Origin of the sequence: Paraburkholderia sp. A1RI-2L (genome assembly GCF_048957375.1) — a bacterium.
Taxonomy (GTDB): Bacteria; Pseudomonadota; Gammaproteobacteria; order Burkholderiales; family Burkholderiaceae; genus Paraburkholderia.
Map to the genome: position 1 here is coordinate 1,683,417 of NZ_JARBTA010000001.1, position 22,123 is coordinate 1,705,539.

The following is a 22,123-nucleotide window of genomic DNA, read 5'->3' on the forward strand; positions in this document are numbered from 1 at the left end:
CATTACCGACTGAGAGGCTGACATGACGCATAACGTTAACGCGACGACTCTGCCCACTGGCTTCGAAACACTGAGCTTCCGTTCGCTCGAGGGCACCGAGAGACTCTCGACCCTCTACACCTTCGACGTGGAGATGGTCAGCCCCAGTGCCTCCCTCGATCTCAACGCGCTGACCGGCAAGCCGCTCAACCTCGCCATCGCCACCCCCGACGGCACGCCCCGCTATCTCGGCGGACACATCATGCGCTGCGAGTTCGCCGGCCGCGAAACCGACACCTCGCGCAGCTACCTCTACTCCCTCACGCTGCGGCCCTGGCTCTGGTTTCTCACCCGGACCGTCGACTCCCGCATCTTCCAGAATCTCAGCGCACCCGACATCCTGCGCCAGGTCCTCCAACCCTACGGCTTCACCGCCGAAACACGTCTCGCCGCGCGCTACCGCACCTGGGACTACTGCGTGCAGTACCAGGAGAGCGACTTCGCATTCGTCAGCCGCATGATGGAACGCGAGGGCATCTACTACTACTTCCGCCACGAGGCCGACCAGCAGGTGCTCGTGCTCATCGACGACATCGCCTCGCACGACCCGCTCCCCCTCTACCCCACGCTGCCCTGGCTCGCGCCCGACCGGCTCGTGCGCGCCGGCGAAATCGGCGTCGAGGACTGGCGCCCCGCCGTCGAGTTGCGCTCCGGCGTCTTCGCCGTCAACGACCACGACTTCCGCAAGCCCCGCGCCGATGTCTCGCAGCGCCGCGCCAACCCGCTCGGCAACGACCACGCCGGCTACGCCAAGTACGACTGGCAAGCGGGCTACATCAACGCCGACGAAGGCGAGCGCTATGCCACCGTCCGGCTCCAGGAAGAACAGGCCGGCCACGCCCAGAGCCGCGCCAGCACCCACGCTCGCACCATGGCGCCGGGCTACATCCTCACGCTCGAAGGCTGCCCGCGCAGCGCCGACAACGTCGCAAACCTGATCATCGCGGTCACCTACCGGCTCCAGGAAGGCGGCTACGCCACCGGCAGCAGCGAGGCCCACTACGACTTCGACTTCGTCGTGCAGCCCGCCTCGCTGCCCTGGCGCGCACCGAGCGTCACGCCGGCGCCGAGAGCCACCGGCCCTCAGACCGCCGTCGTGGTGGGTCCGGCCGGCGAGACGATCTGGACCGACGAGTATGGCCGCGTGAAGCTCCAGTTCCGCTGGGACCGCTACGGCCAGGGCGATGAAAACAGCTCGTGCTGGGTGCGCGTGTCGAGCGCCTGGGCGGGCAGCGAGTTCGGCGCACTGCAGGTGCCGCGCATCGGCCAGGAGGTGGTCGTCGATTTCCTGAACGGCGAGCTCGACCGCCCGCTCGTCACGGGCCGCATCTACAACGCCGAGCAGATGCCGCCGTTCAACCTGCCGGGCGCGGCCACGCAAAGCGGCATCGTCACGCGCACGCCGGGCGGCACCACGGCCAACGCGAACATGCTGCGCTTCGAGGACAAGGCCGGTGCCGAACAGGTGATGCTGCACGCCGAGCGCAATCTCGACATCTCCGTCGAGAACGATGCCTCGCACACCGTGGGCGCGAACCAGACCACGGTGATCGACGGCGACTCGACCACGATCATCAACGGCAACTCGTACACGACCATCGGGCAGGACTCGATCACGACCATCAACGGCGATCAGTGCACCACCATCAACGGCGACTCGTGCCAGACCGTCAACGGCAATACCAGCTCGACGGTCATCGGCAATACCACTTCGCTGATCGTCGGCAACTCGGGCTCCATGCAAACCGGCAACGTGGCGGGGATGATCGTCGGCACGACGAGCCAGTTGGTCGTCGGCAACTCGTTGCTCGGCACGGTGGGTTCGCAAGAGATCCTGACGACCAATCAGCTCATTGCCTCGATCATGCTGGAGATGGTGGCCGGCCTTCAGGCCTCGGCCGTGGGACTGGCGGTCGGCGCGACCGGCTCATCCATCCAGGTCGTCGGCAGTTCGATGAGCCAGACCGCATTCCGGCTCAGCAACACCCACATGGCCGTCGATGCAATGGATATGTCGGTGACTCACGTTGGCTGCTCATGCACGTATTGATGCAAAGGATCCCTAATGAAAATCATCAAACCCATGGCCGCTGGCATCCTGACACGCATCTACCGGCTCGACGGCATCGAGCGGCTCGGCGTGGCCATGCCGGTCATGACAACGCTCGAAGGGAATCCGTGCATCGTGGGCGAGCAGGAAATGACGCAACTCGCCCCAGTGGTGCTGGGCACGGCCACGCTCGACGCGGGGTATTCCAAGCCGCATGCGGAATTCCTCGTCGCCTCCAGCGCCTTCGCCGCACATTGCGACGCGCAGCGCACGAGCCGCGCCGGTATTGAATTCGGGGGCTATGCGAAGCATCTGGCCGTCGCCTTCCCGGAAACATTCGACGAAGCGAGCATCGCGCTCGACGAGTTCATGCCGGTCGCGAGCGATGCGCCCGAGCGCCGCGCGCTTTACGGCGAATGGGATCAGGCGAGCGCCGCCGCCGATCCATTCGGCTTCCCGCCGGCATTCGAGCGCGCATGGTTCAACGTGGCGCCCGCTGATCAGCAGCGTCGCGATCTGCAGGCCTGGCCTGACGCGATGTCGTGGCGCATCGCCGGCATGCATCCCGTCCACGACCGGCAGCAGGGCTCATTGATGCCGCTGCGCGGCCGATGCTTCGTGATACGGCAAGGCGCTCCGGGCCTCGAACCCGTGCCGATGCGCCTGACGACGGTCTGGTTCATGCCCGACCGTGAACGCGCCGTCCTCGTCTTTCACGGTGAAACCCCCGTCGAGCAATTCGATGCGAACGATATCGAGTGCCTGATGCTTGCCATAGAGACACCGAGCGAGCCACGCAGCGTTGCGCACTATACCCAGGTTCATGCGAAGCGCACGCATGCGCAGGACGCGGCCATGCACTCGCTGGTCGATTCGGACCTGATGCCTTCGAATGTGAATTCCGTCGCCGCTCCGCCCGATCCCACGCCGCCCGCCCCGGCCTGGCAGAACGCCATGCAGCGCTACGGCGAACGGCTGATGCGCGATGCCCAGACGCGTGCGCGCGCGTCGCTGCCAACAGGACGCCCCGGCGCGGCGGCGTCCCCCGTCGCCAGCCTCGACGCGCTCACCATGCCCGATCTGTCACCCGCTTTGCCGCGCATGAGTGAACTCGCCGAGTTCGTGGCAAAGAATCAGGCCATGGCCAGCGAGGCCACGGCGCAGGCCCGCTCGCACGCGACCGCAGCACAGGCACGCATGGCCGCGCAACCCGGCGTGCCGCAAAGCGTCGGCGCAGGCCGCCGCGGTCCGCCCCAGATCAAGCGTCTGATGGATATCCTGCGCGCCACGCCCGCCGCCGAGCCCCTTTTGCCACCCGACCTGGAGAGCAAACTGCTCGCCATGTACCGGCAATCAGCCCAGCATCAGGAGGCCGCCGACGCTGCCACACCGGAAGCTTCGCAGTCCGCGCGGATGCGCGTGAAGGAAAAGCTGGCGCGCGGCGAGTCGCTCGCAGGCGAGGATCTGACGGGCACAGACCTGAGCGAACTCGATCTGCGCGGCGCGGACCTGAGCCGCGCACTCATGGAGAGCGCCAACCTGAGCGGCACCGATCTGCGTGAAGCCACGCTCGCGGGTGCAGTGCTCGTGCGTGCGGCCCTGCATCGCACGCAGCTGGCAGGCGCGAACCTCAGCGAGGCCAATCTATCGCTCGCACATTGCGAGGAAACGTCGTTCAAGGGCGCAACACTCGACCGTGCGACGTGCGAGAAAACGCGCTTTCGTCGCTGCGATTTCAGCACAGCCCATCTGGTGCGAGTCGACCTGCGCGAGTGCGAATGGGAAGCGGCGCGCTTCACCGGCGCAACGCTCAGCGATCTCGTCATCACCGGGCAGACTTTCGCGAACGCCGACTTTAGCGGCACGACGATCCGCAAGATGTCATTCGTCCAATGCACGCTGAACGAAACGTCGTTCGGCAAGGCGGATATCGAGGGATTCGGCTTTCTGGGGACCCACGCGAGCCAACTGCGCTTCGACGACGCGACGATCCGCAAGGCCTGCTTCATCAAGGACACCCGGATCGACGCCACGCGCTTCGCCGGCGCGGCGCTCACGGAGGTCAACTTCCGCTCGGTGGCCGCACCGGGCCTTTGCCTCGAAGGCGCACGCACGAAGCAATGCGACTTCTCCGACGCCGTGCTCACGGGCGCGAGCCTGCGCGGCGCGCAACTGCACGACGCCATGATGATCCGGACCGACCTCACCGATGCCGATCTGTCGAACAGCGACCTGATCGGCGCATTCATGCGCGGCGCGAACCTCACGCGCGCAAAGCTCGCCGGAGCGAACCTGTTTCGCGCCCTGCTCGCTGAGGCGCGGCTCGATGATCTCATCGGGCTCGACGATGCCTATACGGTCCAGACCACCTGGGTCCCACGCGCGAGGGCCGCAGCATGACGTTCACGCGCGACACCCTGCTCCAGCATGTGCGCAACGGCGCGCCCGTGCGCGATGTCGAGTTGCTCGGGCTCTCGCTGGAGGATTGCGACCTTGCCGGCGCGCGATTCGAAGGCGTGACCTTCACCGGAACGTCACTGGCACGCGCATCGTTGCGCGAGTGCCTGTTCCAGCGTTGCGAGCTGCGCGACGTCACGCTCGCGCACGCTGACCTGAGCGACAGCATCTGGCTCGACTGCCGCTTGACATCCGTGGATGCGTCGCATGGCACGCTCGCCACCGCCCGGCTGCACGGCTCGCACGCAAGCGATTGCAATTTCACGTCTGCACGGGCGCACGGGCTGGCCTGCATCGAAAGCACGCTCGAACGATGCCGATTCACCGCCGCCGAACTGGACCGCGCCATGTTCGAACGCACCACACTGGCCGGCGTCTCGTTCAGGCGGGCCCACATCGAGAAAACCGTATTCCACAAGATCGACCTGCGCGATGCGGCCTTTATCGAGGTGCAGTTGATCAGTACGGCATTCATCGGCTGCAAGCTGGACGGGCAACGGCTTCACGATATGACGCTGCAGGCCTGCCAGTTCGCCCAGTGCTCGCTGACGAATGCCGTGTTCGACCGCGCATCGCTGCCCAACTGCAATTTCCAGGGAGCGGAGCTTGCGGGCGCATCGTTCGTGGCGGTGCAAGCTCCGGGCGCGATCTTCTATCAGGCACGCCTGCCGCAAGCCCGCTTTCATCACGCGCACTTGCCCAGCTCGATGTGGATCGAGGCCTTCGCGCAGCACGCGGATTTCAGCAGCGCATCGCTGGAAGCCGCGCAGTTCCAGCGCGCGGATGCAAGCCACGCCTCGTTCGAGGGTGCGCACCTCATGCGCACCGATTTTTCGGACGCCGTCCTCACGGACGCCAACATGCACGACGCGCGTATCGACGGCCTGCGTTGCCAGGGCGCCGTCGACGCGCCCTGCGCCGGGCATCCGGGCATCGCCCCCGACGACGCCGCGCAATTGGCCGCGGAGCAATGGTCGCGCGAGCGCGACGCGCGCCTCGGCGCCCACACCCATGGAGAATCATGATGAAGACCAATCTCGCAGCCTCCCCCGTCAGACGGCCGAGCGCCGCCGAACCGCTTCCCGCCGGCGCGGTCCTCGCACGGCTCGCCGAAGGTCTCTGGCTCGTCGACATGCCGGGCACGAGCGTGTCCTGCCGGCGCGCCTTCTCATGCCTGATCGACCCACGGCCCGGCGATCGCGTCGCAGTCTGCAACAGCGACGGCGAGGCCTTCGTGCTTGCCGTGCTCGAACGCCCGAACCACGACGCCGTGACGCATCTTCGTGTGGACGGCGACCTGCTGCTCGAAGCGACTCGCGACCTGCAATTGCGCGCGGGCCGCGAACTGGCGGGCGCCGCGCAGCAAACGCTGCGGCTCGACACGCAAGCCCTGGAGGTTGGCGCGCGCACAGCGCGCCTGCGCGGCGAAGACATCGAAATGCAGGCCAGCGAGGTCCGCCTGCATACGGGCCTCATGCGCGTCGTCGCCAACGTGCTCGAAAGCGTGGCGAAGCGCATCACACAGGTGAGCCGCACCATGTATCGCAGCGTCGAGACCGTCGATCACCTGCGCGCCGCGAATATCGATCACGCGGCTAGTGCAAGCATGCGCCTGCACGGCTCGACCGTGATCCTGACGGCCGAGCAGCTAACCAAGGTCGATGCCGAACAAATCCATCTGGGGTGAACACTATGGTCATGGTCAATTCGAGCGCCGGCGGCGGCAACGACGCGGTCAGCGTGAACGCCACGCCGCCTTTCGGCACGCCGATCGGTTACGGCAACCACGCAACCCGCAGCGAGGCAATTCCCAACGTCCCCCACATCCAGGTGGGAGGGGGCCCGATTCACAACACCGCAACTGTCATCCCGTCTACCAAGGGCGATGCCGGCGGTTCGATGGGCGGCTGCGCGTCCGGCACGGTGCAGTCGTCCAACCGCAACACCAACGGCTCGGCCAAGGTGTTCGTATGCGGCTGCCAGGTGACGCGCAACACCGACCCCACCACGCAGAACTCCACGAACACGCAAGGTACGGGCACCTCCGCCAGTCAATACATCGTCTACGTCCTGAGTTGATGAGCATTCCAAATCACTTCGCCACCACAGCCGAGTCGCCAGCCGATCCCGAACGCCGTCGCTGGATCGCCGCGCTCGGCGGTCTTGTCGTCACCGGCTGCTCGTCCACCAAGCCGCCCCCGAGCGATGCCACGGCCTACAGCGTGCACATCTCGGTGGACAAGCTCGTGAATCTGGACAGCCGCGGCCGGCCCGCGCCGATTCTCGTGGGCATCTACGAACTCAAGGCCACCGACGCCTTCGACCTCGCGAGCTTCCCCGCGCTCCAGGATCGCGCGAAAGAAACCTTGGGCGAAAACCTCGTCTCGCTCGAACAGATGGTGCTCGTACCCGGCGAGCGCCGCATCGTCAAGCGCCGCGCCAACGAAATGGTTCGCGTGGTGGGCTTCGTCGCCGGCTATCGGGAACTGGAGCAAAGCGGCTGGCGCAGCTCGGTGGAAGTGCACGCCCCGCGCCGCGGCATGCTGGCCTCGATCGTCTGGCCCTTCGCGCCCGATCCTCCCACCGTTGCGTTGCGCGTGGGCGAACGCAGTCTCGTTTCAGAATTGAATGGAAAAAATCAATGAACACATACGATACATTGCACGCCGCAGCATCCGACGCGCCGCCGCTACGCAATCCGCACACCTCGCGCAGCAAGGTCGTCTGGTCGGAAGGCATGTATCTACGGCCTCAGCATTTCCAGCAACTCGAGCGTTACCTGGAAGGTTATGTGCAGCAGCGTTGCGGCGCGCTCGAGGGGGCGTTCTGGGGATTTGCCACCCTCGATCTCGACCCGGACGCCCTCGCGCTCGGCAAGATCGCCGCCCTCGGTGCACAAGGCATTTTCCCGGACGGCACGCCATTCGACCTGACCCATGCCGATGACCTGCCCGCGCCGCTCGACGTCCCGACGAGCGCCGACGGCGAACTCGTCGTGCTCGCCTGGCCGGTCCAGCGCGTCGGCGCCGAAGACATCATCTTTGACGAGCAGTCCGAATCCATTGCGCGGTATGGCGTTTGCACGTCCGAGGTCGCGGACACCAACGCCGTCGCGCTCGGCCCCGCTACGCTGGACCTCGCCCGCCCGCGCGTGCGGCTCGCGCTCGCCTCGCAGCTCGGCGGCGAGTGGCAAACGCTCGGGGTCGCGCGCGTACGCGAACGGCTTGCCGACAACCGGGTGGTGCTCGATCCGCGCTATGTGCCGCCCATGCTCGTTGCGAGCCGCCACCCGGTGCTGCAAGGCTATGCGGGCGAGTTGCACGGGCTGCTGGAGCAGCGCGCCCAGGCGCTCGCCCAGCGCATCGCGCAGCCGGCCCGCGCGGGCGTAGCCGAAGTCGCGGAGTTCCTGCTGCTGGCGCTCGTCAACCGGGCGCTCGCCGATACCTCGCGCGCACTCTCGAACAACCACAGCCACCCGCATAGCTGGTTCCGCGAATGGCTGCGGCTTGCGTTCGAACTCAGCACCTATACGAGCGACGCGCGCACGCCCGCGTTGCGCCCGCTTTATCGACACGACGATTTGCACGGCAGCTTCGCCCCGCTGATGGCGCAGTTGCGCACGGCTCTCTCGATCGTGCTGGAGCAGCATGCCGTGTCGCTGCCGCTGCACGAGCGCGCCCATCGCGTATGGGTCGCCGAAGTGCCGTCGCTGGACTTGCTGCGAGACGCGGGCTTCGTCCTTGCGGTCCAGGCGGAAGTGCCCGCCGAAACGATGCGCTCGCGCTTTCCCGCGCAAATCAAGATCGGTCCGGTGGAGCGTCTCGCCGATCTCGTGCACCTGCAATTGCCCGGCATCGGCCTGCGCCTGCTGCCGGCCGCGCCGCGCCAGATCCCCTATCACGCGGGCTTTCACTACTTCGAGCTGGAAACGGCTGGCGATCTGTGGAAGCAGCTCGAACAGTCGGCCGGGCTTGCGCTGCATGTTGCCGGCGAGCTGCCCGGACTCACGATGACCTGCTGGGCGATTCGCCGCTAGCGCACCCGCGAACATTGCGCCTGGCGCTGCCTCCGCCCTCTTCACCGAGCCATGAACTCCGTTGCCTCGTCGCCCAACGATATGCCTCTCGATGCCGCGCGTAACCCCCAAGCGCCCTCACCCTTACCCTCGGCTGCCGTGCGCGACCCGTACCCGCGCAACCGGCTGGTTTCGCTCGCCAGCCGGCTGCTCGACGCCGTCGTGCAGATCCGGCTGCAAACGCCGACCGAGCCGCGTGCGCTGCGCGAGCAGCTGATGCGGGAGATGCGCGCCTTCCAGTCCCATGCACAGCAGGCCGGGTTGTCGCCGGAAACCATCGTCGCCGCGCGCTACTGCCTGTGCACGGCGCTCGATGAAGCGGTTGCGCTCACGCCCTGGGGACGCGCACATGCCTGGTCGTCCTATGGATTGCTGGTCGCGTTTCATAACGAGACCTGGGGCGGCGAGAAATTTTTTCAGCTGCTCGCACGCCTGTCGGCGCAGCCGCAACTGCACGTCGATCTGATGGAACTGCAGTACGTGTGCCTCGCGTTAGGCTTCCAGGGGCGCTACCACGTGATGCGCGATGGAGCAGCCAAGCTCGAAGGGCTGAGCCACCGCCTCTATCGCCTGCTCAGCACCACGCGTGCGCCCGTGCCCAAGGCGCTATCCGCGCAATCCCGCGCGCCGGACGCCGCGGCGGCAACGCGTCTGCGCTTTGGCCTGCCGCCGTGGGTATGGGTCGCCAGCGCCGCGCTGCTGGCCGCCGTGTGCCTTGCGGGGTTCCGCTTCGCCATCGACTCGCGCGCGGCCCGCACCGAGGCGGCCATCACCGCATTACGCCTGCCCGATGTGGCGGCTCCCGTGCCAAGCGACATCGCCCGCTGGCTCGCGACCGACATCGCCTCGGGCCGGCTCACCGTGCGCAGCACTGACGATCGCACGATCATCGCCATCCGCGGCGACGGCGCCTTCGCCTCCGGCGCCACGGCGGTCGTAGCGGCGTATCAACCCACCGTCGGCCGGATCGCCGCGGCGCTGAACCGCTTTCCCGGCGACCTCACCATCACGGGCCACACGGACAACCAGCCCGTGCGCACGGCTGCGATCCCGTCGAACACGGCGCTTTCCGTGGCCCGCGCCAATTCGGTCAAGGACGCGCTCATCGCCGCCAGTCTCGACGGCAACCGGTCGATCAAAGCCGAAGGCGCCGGCGATTCGCAGCCGATCGACACCAATGCCACGCCAGCAGGCCGCGCGCATAACCGGCGCGTGGACATCGTGTTGTTCCTCAAGCGCGGCACGCCCGCTCCCTCGCCTTCCCGCCCTTCATGAATGTACTGAGACGTTTCTTCCAATTCATCACCTCGTCGCTGCTATGGATCAGCATCGCCGTGCTGCTCCTCGCCGCGTGGATCTGGTTCGACGGGCCGCTCGTCGCATTCGGTGAAAACCTGCCGCTGCAAAGCCGTCGCGCCCGTGCGATCGTGATTGCCGTACTGCTGGCCTGCTGGCTGTGGTGGCTCGTGCGACGCCTGCGCTCGCGCGCGGGCAAGGCCGGGCCGATTGCGCGCTGGCGCGAGCGGCGCCGCCTGCACCGCGAGCAGGCGGCGGCCGAGATCGGGCCCAACGCGGAGCGCCTCGTCGAACTGCGCGCGCGCTTGCTCGACGCGCTCAAGCGGTTGCGCGACTGCGCCCCGTCCACCTCGCGCGTGGCGGCATGGATCGACCGCCTCACCGGCCGCAGCAAATACCGCCTGCCGTGGATCGTGGTCGCGGGCAGCGCCGACTCCGGCAAGACGAGCCTCTTGGCCAGCAGCGGATTGCGCCTGCATGGTCCGCTTCCGGAAGGCGCGCTGGTTCCGCCCACGACGCAGTGCGACTGGTGGTACGCCGACGAAGCGGTGCTCGTCGACACCCCGCGCGACACGCTGGACACGCGCCAGGACGGCACACCGGAACCGCACGGCATCTGGACCACGCTCACCGGGCTGCTGCGGCGTTATCGGCCCCGCCAGCCGCTTAACGGCGTGCTGCTGACCGTCGCCGCCGACACGCTCGTCACCATGACGGCCCCCGAGCGCACGGCGTGCGCCGAGCGGCTCGCGCGGCCGCTGCGCGCCATGCAGACGCGGCTCGACGTGCGGGTGCCCGTGTATATCTGCGTCACGCGGATGGACCGGCTGCGCGGGTTTTCCGACTACTTCCGCAACCTGGGCGATGAAGCGCGCGAGGCGGCGTGGGGCATCGGCTATGCGCTCACGGATCCGCGCCCCGGCAATCCGCTGTGGCCGGCCCACAACGGCCTCGCGGAGCTTGCGAAGCGTCTCGACGATGGACTGTGCGCCGCGCTCGATGCCGAGCCGGACGCCGACGCGCGCGCCCACGCGTACCTGTTCCCTCAGCAGTTCGACGTCGTGCGACAGGCCATTGCGGCGTTCTGCGAAAGCCTCTTTCGCGAGTCGCGCTTCGAAGCGCCGCTGCATTTGCGCGGCATATACTTTACTGCTGCGCGCAATGGCCCCTCCACCACCGACTGCGTGCTGAGCGCCTCGCCCGACATGTCGGCGCCACAGCGCGAATTTGCGGCGCCCGCCGTACCGGCCGGACCCGCCGAGCGCAACGGCTTTTTCATCAAGTCGCTGTTGCGCGACGTGCTGTTCGCCGACACCGGCTTTGCAGGCGTGAGCCGCGCCGAGCGCCGCCGCAACGCGCTCTGGCAAACCGTGCTGGCGATCCTCGCCATCGTGACGCTCGCAGCGCTCGCGGCCGGCTTGATATTCAGTTATGCGAACAACCGTGCCTACCTCGACGAAATCGACGCACGCGTAGCCGCCTTCAAGCGCGACTCGTCCCAGCCGCTCGAAGCCGCCGACCCGCAAACCCTCGCGCCGATGCTCGACGCGCTGAAGGCGCTGCCCGATTCGCCGCGCTTCGACGCCGAATCGCCGCCCTTCTTTCGCTACCGTTTGGGGCTCTTTCAGGGGACGCGCATCCGAGACGCCGCCGAGGATGCCTATCAGCGCGCGCTTCACGAGAAGCTGCTGCCGCTCGTTTCGGCTCATCTGGAGCAACTGCTCTCCGGCGCACCCACCAACGACATCGAATACGATTACGCTGCGCTGAAAGCCTATTTGATGCTGCACGATCCGGCACACTACGACGGCAGTTTCGTCGCCGCCTGGCTTTCGCTCGACTTCCAGCGCACTTTGCCCGCCAGCACGACACAGGCCGAGCGCGCGCAAATCGACACGCACCTGTCGAACCTGTTCGCGTCGCGCAGCATCGCCGCTGCGGGGCCATTCGCGCAGCCGGTCAATCAGGCGCTCGTCGACGCCGTGCGCGCGCGCGTGGCCCGGGTCCCGCTGCCCGAGCGAACCTGGCGCGTCCTGCGCCGCGAGCTGCTGCGCACGATGCGCGCCCCCCCGTTCACAATCGCCGAGGCCGGCGGCCCGCAAGCCGCGCTGGTCTTCGTGCGCGCGAGCGGCAAGCCGCTGACCGACGGCATCGCCCCGCTCTATACGTACCTCGGCTATTGGGACACCGTCGACAAGCGCCTTGGCGAGGTCACCGCTTCGCTCGCCCGCGACGATGCCTGGGTGCTCGGCATCGCGGGCGCGGCGAAAGCGGACAACGCCAAGCTCGCGGGCTGGGCCGAGCAGGCCCGGCGGCTTTATCTAAACGAGTACGTGGCGACATGGGACAGCTATCTCGGCGACTTGCGGCTCGCGCCTGCACCGTCGATGGAGCAGAGCATCCAGCGCGCACGCGTGCTCTCCGCGCCCGATTCGCCGCTGCGCAACCTGCTGCAGGGCGCCGCGAAGGAGACCCGGCTGCTGCGCCCGGAAGCGGACAAACCGCAGCTTGCGGCACGCTGGCGACAGCGCATGGACGTCGCGCGTCATTCGCTCGAAGCGGTATTCGGCAAGAATCCGGCGGATAGCGTACCGGCTGGCCAGGATGCGCCGACCGAAACCATCGTCGATGCGCACTTCGCCGCGCTGCGTCAGCTCGTTGACGGACAGGGGCCGGACGGGCGCGGCGGTGCGCCGCTCAATACGGTCCTGCAAAACGTCGATGCGCTGTACAGCTACCTGACCTCCGCGAGCGCCGCGCTCGCAAGCGGCGGCGTGCCGCCTGCGACCGACGTGTTCGCCAAACTGCAAGCCGACGCGGGGCGGCTGCCCGTGCCGCTGCGCGAGCTCCTGAGCGATCTGTCGCGCAACGCGGTGCAAGGCGTGAGCGCTTCGGCGAGGCAAACGCTCACCGAGCAGACCACCAATGGCGTCGGCAACGTATGCCGGCAGATGATCGCCGGACGCTACCCGTTCGTGCGCAATGTCGCCCGCGATATGCCGCCGGACGAATTCACGCGGCTGTTCGCCTCCGGCGGCGTGCTCGACGACTACTTCCAGAAAAATCTCTCCGCTCAAGCCGATACGAGCGGACCGCGCTGGCGCTTCCGGCCGCTCGCGGTGGCGAGCGCGGACGGCATGGGCTTCGCCGCGTCCGCCGCCCCACGCGACGCCCGGATACTCGACACCTTCAGCCAGGCCGCGAAGATACGCGACATCTACTTCGGATCGAACGGCCGCAGCCCGGCCTTCGAAGTGGTGCTCACGCCGCAGGAAACCGATCCGGACATCCTGCAGTACTCGCTCACCGTGGGCGCCCAGACCCTGCGCTACGCGCATGGGCCAGCCACACCTCTCCTCGTCAAATGGTCCGCCGACAGCACCCAGCGCGCGACGCTGGAGATCAACACGGTAGGCGGACCGCAGACGCTGCTGGGCGAAGGACCGTGGGCGCTGCAGCGCCTGTTCGATAAAGCGCAGCTCGCCCCCGGCGACACAGCGGACAGCCAGAACGCGACTTTCGACATCGGCGGGCGCAAGCTCACGTTGCGCCTTGCAGCGGTCACGGCCGGCGGCGACGCCCTGCACCGCGCCGAACTGCTTGCCTTCCGCTGCCCCGCTTGACGCGGCGCGCTGGCATGCCACGGCATTTCCCTGTTCTGCTCTGCGAGCCCCTTCCATGACTGAACAATCCAGTTTCGGCATCAAGATTTCCGTGCTCGCCTGCAACGGCGCAGCTCCCGTGAATGCCATCGGCACCGAATTTGGCGCCGCCGGAGGCACCATCGGCGCCGGCCCCGCCAACACCCTCGTGCTGCCCGACGACACCGGCGGCGTGGCCGGCCATCACGCGGATCTGCGCTGCGTGGGCGGTGGCTGGCGCTTGCGCAACATCAGCGAGCGCGGCACGCTGACCGTCAACGGCAAGCCGCTCATCCCCGGCGGCGACATGCGCGTGGGCGTGGGCGACTACATCGGCCTTGGCCCGTACGTGCTGCGCGTGGCGCCCGGGCTCGTGGCTCCCGACTGGCGCGCCGACACTGCGCCCCCGCGCGTGGACGCACCCCAAGCGGCACCGGCGCCGCCAGCGCTGCACCTGCCGCGCCACGACGCCGGCCCGCTCGCCGATGCGCCCTCGGCCGAATGGCTCTCGGACGGCAGCACGCTGCTCGAGTCGCCGATCGCATTCGGCGACCTGACGGATATGCCGGTGGATCCGCTGGCGCTGTTCGGGTCCGTCAACCGCGCCTGGCCAGGCGCGCACAATCCGCAAGCCGCCGACCTCTTTGGCGATGAAGTCGGCCTGAATCCACGGGCCGACAGCCCGCCCGCCCCTTCGGAGCCCCGTTTTCATATGAATGAACGACGCATGCCAAACGAACTGCATAGCGCATTCTCGATGAATGTCCCGGCGCCCATGGCCGAGCCTCATGACGACGCCTCGCGAGCGGGCGCGGTGGGCGATGCAGCCGACATCGCGGCCAATATCGCGCCGGACATCGCGCCGCTATCGCGAGATCTCTTCGAGATCCACGGCCTGGCCGGCGAGTTGGACCACGCCGCCCCTGGCGTCCCCGCCGCCCCTGCCAACGCGGCCGGCGGTCAGCCGCCCCCCGACGCCCAGTGGAGCGCTGCTGCAGAACAAGCGCCCGTACCCATGAGGGTCCGCTACGACACACATTTCGGCGCCGGACTGCACGATGTGGCGCCAATGATGTTCGCCGGGCAATCGCTTCGGTCTAGCGGCGCAGCCGCGTCGCGAGCCGCGGTGGCGGCGCCTGCGCCCGCCGCCCGCGCCGCGGAGTCTGGTGCGAACGTCGTCATGTCCGGCATGACGACGTCCGGCGCAGTGGCTCCCAGCGTAGCGACGCCCGGCATAGCGACGCAAAGTGCAAAGCCTCCCGCCGAGCCGGGGCGGCGCGAAGCCATCGACTCGCGGGCGCGCGCCGCGACGCACCCTGCCCCCGAGGCTGCCGACGACCGGTTCGCAGTGCTGCGTGCGTCGTTCCTCGGGTTGGCCGCCTCGGCACACCCCGATAGCCGCACGGCACCGATGCCAGCCGACGTCATCGATCCGCTGGAGCGCCACGCGGCGAGCACCGCGCGGCCGTTGCCGATGGCGCAGGAGGACACCGCCGCAGCCCTCGTCGCGGCGTTCTTCGCGGGCGCGGGCATTGCGCCCCACGAGGCGGCGACAGCCGGGCTCGACACCGAGTTCATGTACGCCCTTGGCGGCGTGGCGCGCACGCTGCTCGCGAGGCGTAGCGGGTCGTTATAGCGCGACGGGCGAGGTCCACGAGAACCGATGTTCGAAAGGTCATAAAAGAGAATCGGCCACGAATGGCCGATTCTCGACAAAATATGTCCGGACTGTTCAGTCAAGACACATTACACTGCGCTTCATAACTCCTATACATGACCTTTTCATGCCATCGCCGCGCCGGGTTCTTCATACCTGTATGAACCCCGCTCCCGACGCAGCGCCCGCGTGAAGCCTTTTCGCTTATCGACATATGGAAACCAGTCTCGACAAGCGCGCCGCGCCTGCGTCCGCGCCCTCGGCGACGCCCGCCTCCAGCGTGCAGCGCACCGTGTACTCCGTGCTCGGCGCGATCAGCTTTTCGCATCTGCTCAACGACATGATCCAGTCGTTGATCCTGGCCATCTATCCGATGCTCAAGGACAACTTCTCGCTGTCGTTCACGCAGATCGGCCTCATTACGCTTACCTACCAGATCACGGCCTCGATGCTGCAGCCCCTCGTGGGCGTCTTCACCGACAAGCGCCCGATGCCGTACTCGCTGCCCGTCGGCATGGGCTTCACGCTGTGCGGCCTGCTGCTGATGTCGGTGGCGCCGAGCTTCCCCGTGCTGCTGGTCGCGGCGGCGCTGGTGGGCTGCGGCTCCTCGGTGTTCCATCCGGAATCGTCGCGCGTCGCGCGCATGGCTTCGGGCGGCCGCCACGGCCTCGCGCAGTCGCTGTTCCAGGTGGGCGGCAATGCGGGCACCTCGCTCGGGCCGCTGCTCGCCGCCGCGATCGTGATTCCGCACGGCCAGCGCAGCATTGCGTGGTTCTCGGTGGCGGCGCTCGTCGCAATGTTCGTGCTCGCGCAGATCGGCCGCTGGTACAAGGCCCATCCGGCGATGAAGAAAAAGCGCGCCGAGGGTTCGCAGGTCGCGCTTTCGCGTCGTCATGTGGCCGCCGCCATGGGCATTCTCGTGCTGCTGGTGTTCTCGAAGTACTTCTACCTCGCGAGCATCAACAGCTACTTCACGTTCTATCTGATCGACCGCTTCCACCTGACCGTACAGGCCGCGCAGATTCATCTGTTCATCTTCCTTGCGGCGGTGGCGGCCGGCACGATCATCGGCGGCCCGGTGGGCGACCGCATCGGCCGCAAGTACGTGATCTGGGGCTCGATCCTGGGTGTGGCGCCGTTCACGCTGCTGCTGCCCTATGCGAACCTGTTCTGGACCAGCGTGCTGACCGTGATCATAGGCGTGGTGCTCGCCTCGGCGTTCTCGGCCATCCTCGTCTATGCGCAGGAGCTGATTCCCGGCAAGGTGGGCATGGTCGCGGGGCTGTTCTTCGGCTTCGCGTTCGGCCTCGGCGGCATCGGCGCGGCGGTGCTCGGCCAGCTCGCCGACGCCACCAGCATCAGCTTCGTCTACAAGGTCTGCTCGTTCCTGCCGCTCATCGGCATCCTCACGGTGTTCCTGCCCGATGTGGAGGGCAAGCGCGCGAAGCAAGCGGCCTGAGAAGGCGCCTGAGCGCCGAAGCGCGTAATGCATGAACGACGGCCGGTTGCCCGCAGGGGCGCCGGCCGTTTTTCATTGCGGCAGTGCATGAAATGGCACAAAGCCCTCGCCTTGGACACGCGGCGACTTCGTACTAGGCTTCTTGAATCACGCCGCTGCCGCGCGGGAGGTCCGCCATGCAATTGTTCACGGTAGAGATCGTCAAGCCCGAAGCCACCAACTTTATCCTCGGGCAATCGCACTTCATCAAATCGGTCGAAGACCTGCACGAAGCACTCTATGGCGCGGTGCCCGGCATCCAGTTCGGCCTCGCGTTCTGCGAGGCCTCGGGCAAGCGTCTCGTGCGCCGCTCGGGCACCAGCGACGCGCTCATCGAGATGGCCACCGACAACGCGCTGCGTATCGCGGCAGGTCACAGCTTCATCGTGTTTCTCGGTGAGGGCTACTTCCCCGTCAACGTGCTCAATGCCGTGAAAGCCGTGCCCGAGGTCTGCCGCATTTTTTGCGCGACCGCCAATCCGACCGAAGTGCTGATCGCCGAGACCGACCAGGGGCGCGGCATTATCGGCGTGGTGGATGGCGAGCCGCCGCTTGGCGTCGAAACCGGGGAAGACGTGCGCTGGCGCCTCGACCTGCTGCGCGCGATCGGCTACAAGGCCTGAGCGCCGATGGCCGCGAGCCTGCTCACGGCCCCCGCGCTGCGCGACGCCATCGCCCAGCGCACGCGCCACGCGCTGCTATGCGCAGCGCTGCAGCCCATCGAAACCACGCTCACGCACATCGACGATGGCGGCGTGCGCTTTGTGGTTCGCGAGGTGTCGAGTCTCGCGCGCAAGGAGGCGGCGCGGCACGCGGGTGCGCCTTCGCAAGATGCGCTGCAAACGCCGACGCCGCCGTCGCGATGCAACCCCTTTCTGCCCTATGACGAAGACCTGTGCGTCGGTGATCTTTCTTCGACGCACGTAGCACTGCTCAACAAATACAACGCGCTCGACGAGCATCTGCTGATCGTCACGCGCCGCTTCGCGCCCCAGGAAGCGCTGCTCGATCACGCCGATTTCGCAGCGCTGCTCGTCGTGCTGCGCGGTTACGATGCGCTGGTTTTTTACAACGGCGGCCCGGAAGCCGGCGCGAGCCAGCCACACAAGCATCTTCAGGCGGTGCCGCTGCCGCTCGACGTGCAAGGGGCATCGGTGCCAATCGAGACGCTGCTCGGCGCGGCTGCACCCAACGAAAGCCGTGTGCCGGGGCTGCCTTTCGCGCACGCCTTCGCGCGGCTCGATCTGGGCGGACATGCCGCTGATGAAATCGCGGATCAGGAAGCACAGCGCGCACTCGACGCCTACTGTGCGTTGTTACGCACGGCAGGCGTCGGCGCGGTTGACGTCGATGGCGTGCCGCATCAACACACGCCCTACAACCTGCTCGTCACGCGCCGCTGGATGCTGGTCGTGCCGCGCGAAACGGAACGCGTCGCGGGCATCTCCGTGAACGCGCTCGGTTTCGCGGGCTCGCTGTTCGTGCGCGATGCGGAACAATACGAAACGCTCGCGCGCATCGGGCCGATGACGGCGCTCGCGCGCGTCGCAAAACCAGATGCGCCGCCGGCGTCAGCCCACGCCTAGCCAGTCGCGCACGATGTCTTCGCGCTGCGCAAGCGTTCCTGGCGTGCCCTCGAACACGATGCGTCCATGCCCCATCACCGCGATGCGGTCCGCGAGCCCTGGTGCAAGTTCGAGGCGCTGCTCGATGAGCAGCACCGCAATGCCGCGTTCGCGCAGCGCGCGCAGGCACGCGCCGACGCGCGCGGCCATCTGCGCGGCAAGCCCCTCGGCGGGCTCGTCGACGATCAGGAGATCAGGATCGCCCACGAGTGCACGGGCCAGCGCGAGCATCTGCTGCTCGCCGCCCGAGAGCACGCCCGCGCGCGCGCTGCGGCGCTCGCGCAGGATCGGAAACAGCGCGCGAGCGTCGTCGATGGTGAAGCGCGGAGCGCCACGCTTCGCGAGACCGAGACTCAGGTTCTCGTCGACGCTCAGGGTCGGGAACACGTCGCGCTGCTCCGCGACGTAGCCCAGGCCCAGCCGCGCGATCTCGAAGGTGCGCAGCGGCGCGAGATCCACGCCCGCGAAACGGCGCACACCCTCGGCTTCGACCATCGACATCAACGCCTTCGCGAGCGTCGAGCGCCCGGAGCCGTTGCGGCCCGCGAGCGTGACGATCTCCCCCGCGCCGATGCGCAGATCGACGCCATGCAGCACCTGGCTCGCGCCGTACCACGCGCGCAGATTCCCGACTTCGAGCAGCGCGGTCATGTCGAGCGCCTCCTCATGTGTTCGGGGGCGTTGAAGCGGGCATTGAAGCGGACATCGAAATGCGCGCCCAGATAGGCGTCGCGCACGGCTGCATCGGTGCGAATCGCCTCGGGTGTTCCGGTCGCGATCACGCGCCCCTGCACCAGCACCGAAACGCGGTCGGCGAGGCCGAACACGGCATCCATGTCGTGCTCGATCAGCAACACCGTCTTGCCCGCCGTGGTCGCGCGGATCAGATCGACGGCGCGCGAAGCTTCGGCGCGATTCATGCCGGCGGTGGGCTCGTCGAGCAGCAGCGTTTGCGCGCCGCCGGCGAGCGCGAGACCCAGATCGAGCGCGCGTTGCTCGGCGTAGCTGAGCGCCGCGGCCTCGCGTTGCGCGGCGTGCGCGAGGCCCAGGGCGTCGAGCAGTTCGGCCACGCGTGCGTCGGCGCGCGCGGAGCCCAACCAGCGCGCCGCGAGCCCCGCACCGCCGCGCAGCGACGCCAGTACCGCGCAGCGCAGGTTTTCGCGCACCGGCAGGCGCGCGAACACGCTCGTGGTCTGGAAGCTGCGCGCAAGGCCGCGCCGGGCGAGCACGGCGCTCGTCAGGCGCGCGACGTCCTCGCCGTGTAACACGATGCGTCCGGCACTCGCGCGCTGCTCACCCGCGATCAGGCTGAACAGCGTGGACTTGCCTGCGCCATTGGGGCCGATCAGCGCGTGGCGCTCGCCCTGGCGCACGTCGAGATCGACGCCGCGCAGCACGGCCGTCGCGCCAAAGCGTTTCTCGACGCCGATGAGTTGCAGCGCGGGCGTCATGCCGCCTCCTTGCGCCGGTCGAGCGTGTCGAGCCGCTCGTGCTGATCGAGCGCGCGCACGGCGTGCCGCGCGCGGCGCGCCGTCCAGAACGCCACGCCCGTCAACACGCCAATCGCCATGGCGAGCCCCCACGCCGCACGTGCCGGGAGCATGGCGAACCACGCGCCCGCAGCGTCGTCGCCGAAGCGCAGCGCATAGGCCCATTGCACCGCCAGCACAAGCGCCAGCGCGCCGCACGCAGCCGCGAGCATGGCCATCGTCCAGTACGCGCCGCATTGCCGCCAACCGTGCCGGGCGAGCGCTGCGCGCTGACGCGCGGCAAGACCCGCGAGCCCGTCCGGCGCCGCCAGCACCACGACGATGAAAAAGAGCCCCACGTACAGCATCCACGCCCGCGACATGCTCGCCACGCCCACGCTGAACGCGACCCACACCAGCGCGCCGAGCACCGGCCCGAAGAACGATGCAGTCCCGCCCGTCACGGTCGCGATCAGCACGGCCGCCGAGCGCATCATGCCGACACTTTCGGCGGCGGCCAGTTCCACATTGATGAGCGTGAGCGTGCCGGCGACACCGGCGAAACCCGCCGCGAGCACGATCATTGCTGTTCGCACACGCGCCGGCGACGCGCCGAGCGACGCGGCGCGCACCGGGTTGTCGCGCACCGCGTTGGCGAGACGCACGAACGGCGCGTGCGACAGCACGCGAATCACGACGCTTGCAACCAGGCACCAGGCGGCAATTACCCAGTATGCCTGACGATCCGGTCCGAAGGTCCAGCTTGCCGCGGCTCGCACCATTGACATGGCCGGCCCGCTGGCGCGGTCGATGGCGACGCCCGCCTCGCCGCCGAACCAGTCGGGCAGCGCCCACGCGGCAGCGGCAACGAGCTCGCCGAGCCCGAGCGTGATCATGGCGAACGCGGTGCCGGCGCGGCGCGCGGCGACGAGCGCGATCACTGCGCCGACCGCAGCGCCCGTCACACCGCCCACGAGCGGCAGCAGCGGCAACGGAATCGCGTAGTGATTGAAGACGTGTGCAGCGGCAAGCGCCCCGAGCCCCGCGGGCGCCGCGTGGCCGAATGACAGCAGCCCGGTTTCGCCGAGCAGGAGGTTGTACGAGAGCGCGAAGACGATCATCGTCGCCGCCTGGGCGAGGCAAGCGAGCAGCCAGCCCTGCGGCACGCCAGCGGGCGAAAGCCACGCGGAAACGAACGGCGGCAGGCCAAGCAGCGCCGCGAGCGCAAGCCAGGGCACGCAGTGGCGCCAACGCGCCGGCCGCTGGCCGGCCGTGTCCACTTCGGTGCGGGATTTATCGGCTTTCATGGCGCGTCCCCGCCACGCTGGCCGCGTTGGCCGAACAAGCCTTGCGGACGCACCGCGAGCATCGCGACCAGCAGCAGATACGGCAGCAGCGGCGCAATCTGCGCCAGCGTGAGCGCACGCCACGCGGGTGCGAGCGTCACCCCCAAATGTGCGGCCACGCCGCCCAGCGATACGTCGCTCGACACCGCGAAGGTTTGCAGCAGGCCTACCGCGAGCGCAGCGACGAACGCGCCGGAGAGCGACCCGAGCCCCCCCGTGACGACCACCACGAACACGATCGAGCCCATCGATTCGGCCATCGCCGGCTCGACCACGAAGAGCGGCGCGGCAACCACGCCCGCCAGCGCGGCAAGCGCGGTGCCGAGCGCGAACACCATTGTCTGCACGCGCGGCACATCGTGGCCAAGCGCTTCGACCGCCTCCCGATGCGTGAGCGCCGCGCGCACCACGAGGCCCGTGCGCGAGACGCGCAGTGCCGCGTGGATCGCGCCGAGCATCGCGATGGCCACGAGCATCGCAAACGCGCGATAGCGCGAGAAAGCCGCGCCGCCGAATCTGAAAAGCGCGCCGTCGAGCCATGCGGGCACGCTCGCCGCGAGCGGCTGCAAGCCCCAGACGAGCTTGACCAGTTCGCCGATCGCCAGGGCAGCGCCAAAGGTCAGCAACAGCGCATTGAGCGGATTGCCCATCGTGCCAGTGTTGGCCGGGTGCGCTCGGCGCAGCAGCGTGCGCTCGAACGCAGCGCCCGCGAAGCCGACGGCGAGCGGCGCGAGCACGAGCGCCCAGCCGAACCCGAGCGTCGCTCCAAGCGTGACGCCCAGATACGCCCCGAGCATGTAGAAGCTCGCATGCGCGAAGTTGAGCACGCCGAGCATGCTGAAGATCAGCGTGAGCCCGGCGGACAACATGAACAGCAGCAGGCCGTAGCTTGCGCCGTTGAGCATGTCGATCACGAAAGCCTGCACGGAGGACGCCTTGGGCGGTGTTGTTGTGTCGCGTGAAGGGCGCG

At 68.1% G+C, this 22,123-nt stretch carries 17 protein-coding genes; 13 read left to right on the top strand and 4 right to left on the bottom strand.

Annotated elements, in window-relative coordinates; translation table 11 throughout:
* The first annotated feature begins 22 nt into the window (after window positions 1-22).
* The 13 genes from PWP93_RS07795 (at window position 23) to PWP93_RS07855 (ending at window position 18,299) form a co-directional block, all read left to right on the top strand.
* A complete protein-coding gene (locus tag PWP93_RS07795) occupies window positions 23-2,089 on the top strand; it encodes a type VI secretion system Vgr family protein (RefSeq protein ID WP_421044038.1) in 2,067 nt (688 codons plus the stop codon).
* Between the two features lie 15 nt (window positions 2,090-2,104).
* Window positions 2,105-4,489 (top strand): DUF2169 family type VI secretion system accessory protein, encoded by a 2,385-nt coding sequence (locus PWP93_RS07800; RefSeq protein WP_421044039.1) that lies wholly within the window; start codon window positions 2,105-2,107, stop codon window positions 4,487-4,489.
* Window positions 4,486-5,571: a pentapeptide repeat-containing protein gene (locus tag PWP93_RS07805; protein ID WP_421044040.1), complete on the top strand. Its 1,086-nt coding sequence runs from the start codon at window positions 4,486-4,488 to the stop codon at window positions 5,569-5,571. Before PWP93_RS07800 ends, PWP93_RS07805 begins: the two co-directional genes overlap by 4 nt.
* A complete protein-coding gene (locus tag PWP93_RS07810) occupies window positions 5,568-6,233 on the top strand; it encodes a DUF3540 domain-containing protein (protein WP_421044041.1) in 666 nt (221 codons plus the stop codon). Before PWP93_RS07805 ends, PWP93_RS07810 begins: the two co-directional genes overlap by 4 nt.
* Window positions 6,234-6,238: 5 nt before the next feature.
* The gene (locus tag PWP93_RS07815) at window positions 6,239-6,625 is read left to right on the top strand and encodes a PAAR-like domain-containing protein (RefSeq protein WP_421045032.1); all 387 of its coding nucleotides are present in this window, start codon (window positions 6,239-6,241) and stop codon (window positions 6,623-6,625) included.
* Complete coding sequence (tssJ, locus tag PWP93_RS07820; protein ID WP_421044042.1) at window positions 6,625-7,191, top strand: type VI secretion system lipoprotein TssJ; 567 nt, start codon at window positions 6,625-6,627, stop codon at window positions 7,189-7,191. Before PWP93_RS07815 ends, tssJ begins: the two co-directional genes overlap by 1 nt.
* Complete coding sequence (gene tssK, locus PWP93_RS07825) at window positions 7,188-8,582, top strand: type VI secretion system baseplate subunit TssK (protein ID WP_421044043.1); 1,395 nt, start codon at window positions 7,188-7,190, stop codon at window positions 8,580-8,582. The genes tssJ and tssK overlap by 4 nt, the downstream gene beginning before the upstream one ends.
* Window positions 8,583-8,633: 51 nt before the next feature.
* Entirely contained in the window at window positions 8,634-9,896 is a 1,263-nt protein-coding gene (gene icmH / locus PWP93_RS07830; protein WP_421044044.1) for a type IVB secretion system protein IcmH/DotU, read from the top strand.
* Window positions 9,893-13,540 (top strand): type VI secretion system membrane subunit TssM, encoded by a 3,648-nt coding sequence (gene tssM / locus PWP93_RS07835; RefSeq protein WP_421044045.1) that lies wholly within the window; start codon window positions 9,893-9,895, stop codon window positions 13,538-13,540. Before icmH ends, tssM begins: the two co-directional genes overlap by 4 nt.
* A gap of 55 nt (window positions 13,541-13,595) precedes the next feature.
* Window positions 13,596-15,194, top strand: coding sequence for an FHA domain-containing protein (locus PWP93_RS07840; protein ID WP_421044046.1), 1,599 nt, complete (start codon window positions 13,596-13,598; stop codon window positions 15,192-15,194).
* Window positions 15,195-15,429: 235 nt separating this feature from the next.
* Complete coding sequence (locus PWP93_RS07845) at window positions 15,430-16,674, top strand: MFS transporter (RefSeq protein WP_421044047.1); 1,245 nt, start codon at window positions 15,430-15,432, stop codon at window positions 16,672-16,674.
* Between the two features lie 176 nt (window positions 16,675-16,850).
* Window positions 16,851-17,336, top strand: coding sequence for an adenosine-specific kinase (locus tag PWP93_RS07850; protein WP_421044048.1), 486 nt, complete (start codon window positions 16,851-16,853; stop codon window positions 17,334-17,336).
* Window positions 17,337-17,342: 6 nt separating this feature from the next.
* Window positions 17,343-18,299 carry an ATP adenylyltransferase family protein gene (locus PWP93_RS07855; protein WP_421044049.1) on the top strand — a complete coding sequence of 319 codons (957 nt, stop codon included), beginning with the start codon at window positions 17,343-17,345 and terminating at the stop codon, window positions 18,297-18,299.
* On the opposite strand, the gene PWP93_RS07860 is transcribed toward PWP93_RS07855, so the two are convergent.
* From PWP93_RS07860 to PWP93_RS07875, 4 genes are read right to left on the bottom strand one after another with little or no spacing between them, the layout of a single operon-like run.
* Window positions 18,285-18,989: an ABC transporter ATP-binding protein gene (locus PWP93_RS07860; protein WP_421044050.1), complete on the bottom strand. Its 705-nt coding sequence runs from the start codon at window positions 18,987-18,989 to the stop codon at window positions 18,285-18,287. The genes PWP93_RS07855 and PWP93_RS07860 overlap by 15 nt on opposite strands.
* The gene (locus PWP93_RS07865) at window positions 18,986-19,789 is read right to left on the bottom strand and encodes an ABC transporter ATP-binding protein (RefSeq protein ID WP_421044051.1); all 804 of its coding nucleotides are present in this window, start codon (window positions 19,787-19,789) and stop codon (window positions 18,986-18,988) included. Before PWP93_RS07865 ends, PWP93_RS07860 begins: the two co-directional genes overlap by 4 nt.
* Complete coding sequence (locus PWP93_RS07870; RefSeq protein ID WP_421044052.1) at window positions 19,786-21,114, bottom strand: branched-chain amino acid ABC transporter permease; 1,329 nt, start codon at window positions 21,112-21,114, stop codon at window positions 19,786-19,788. Before PWP93_RS07870 ends, PWP93_RS07865 begins: the two co-directional genes overlap by 4 nt.
* Window positions 21,111-22,079, bottom strand: coding sequence for a branched-chain amino acid ABC transporter permease (locus tag PWP93_RS07875; RefSeq protein WP_421044053.1), 969 nt, complete (start codon window positions 22,077-22,079; stop codon window positions 21,111-21,113). Before PWP93_RS07875 ends, PWP93_RS07870 begins: the two co-directional genes overlap by 4 nt.
* Window positions 22,080-22,123: the final 44 nt, after the last annotated feature.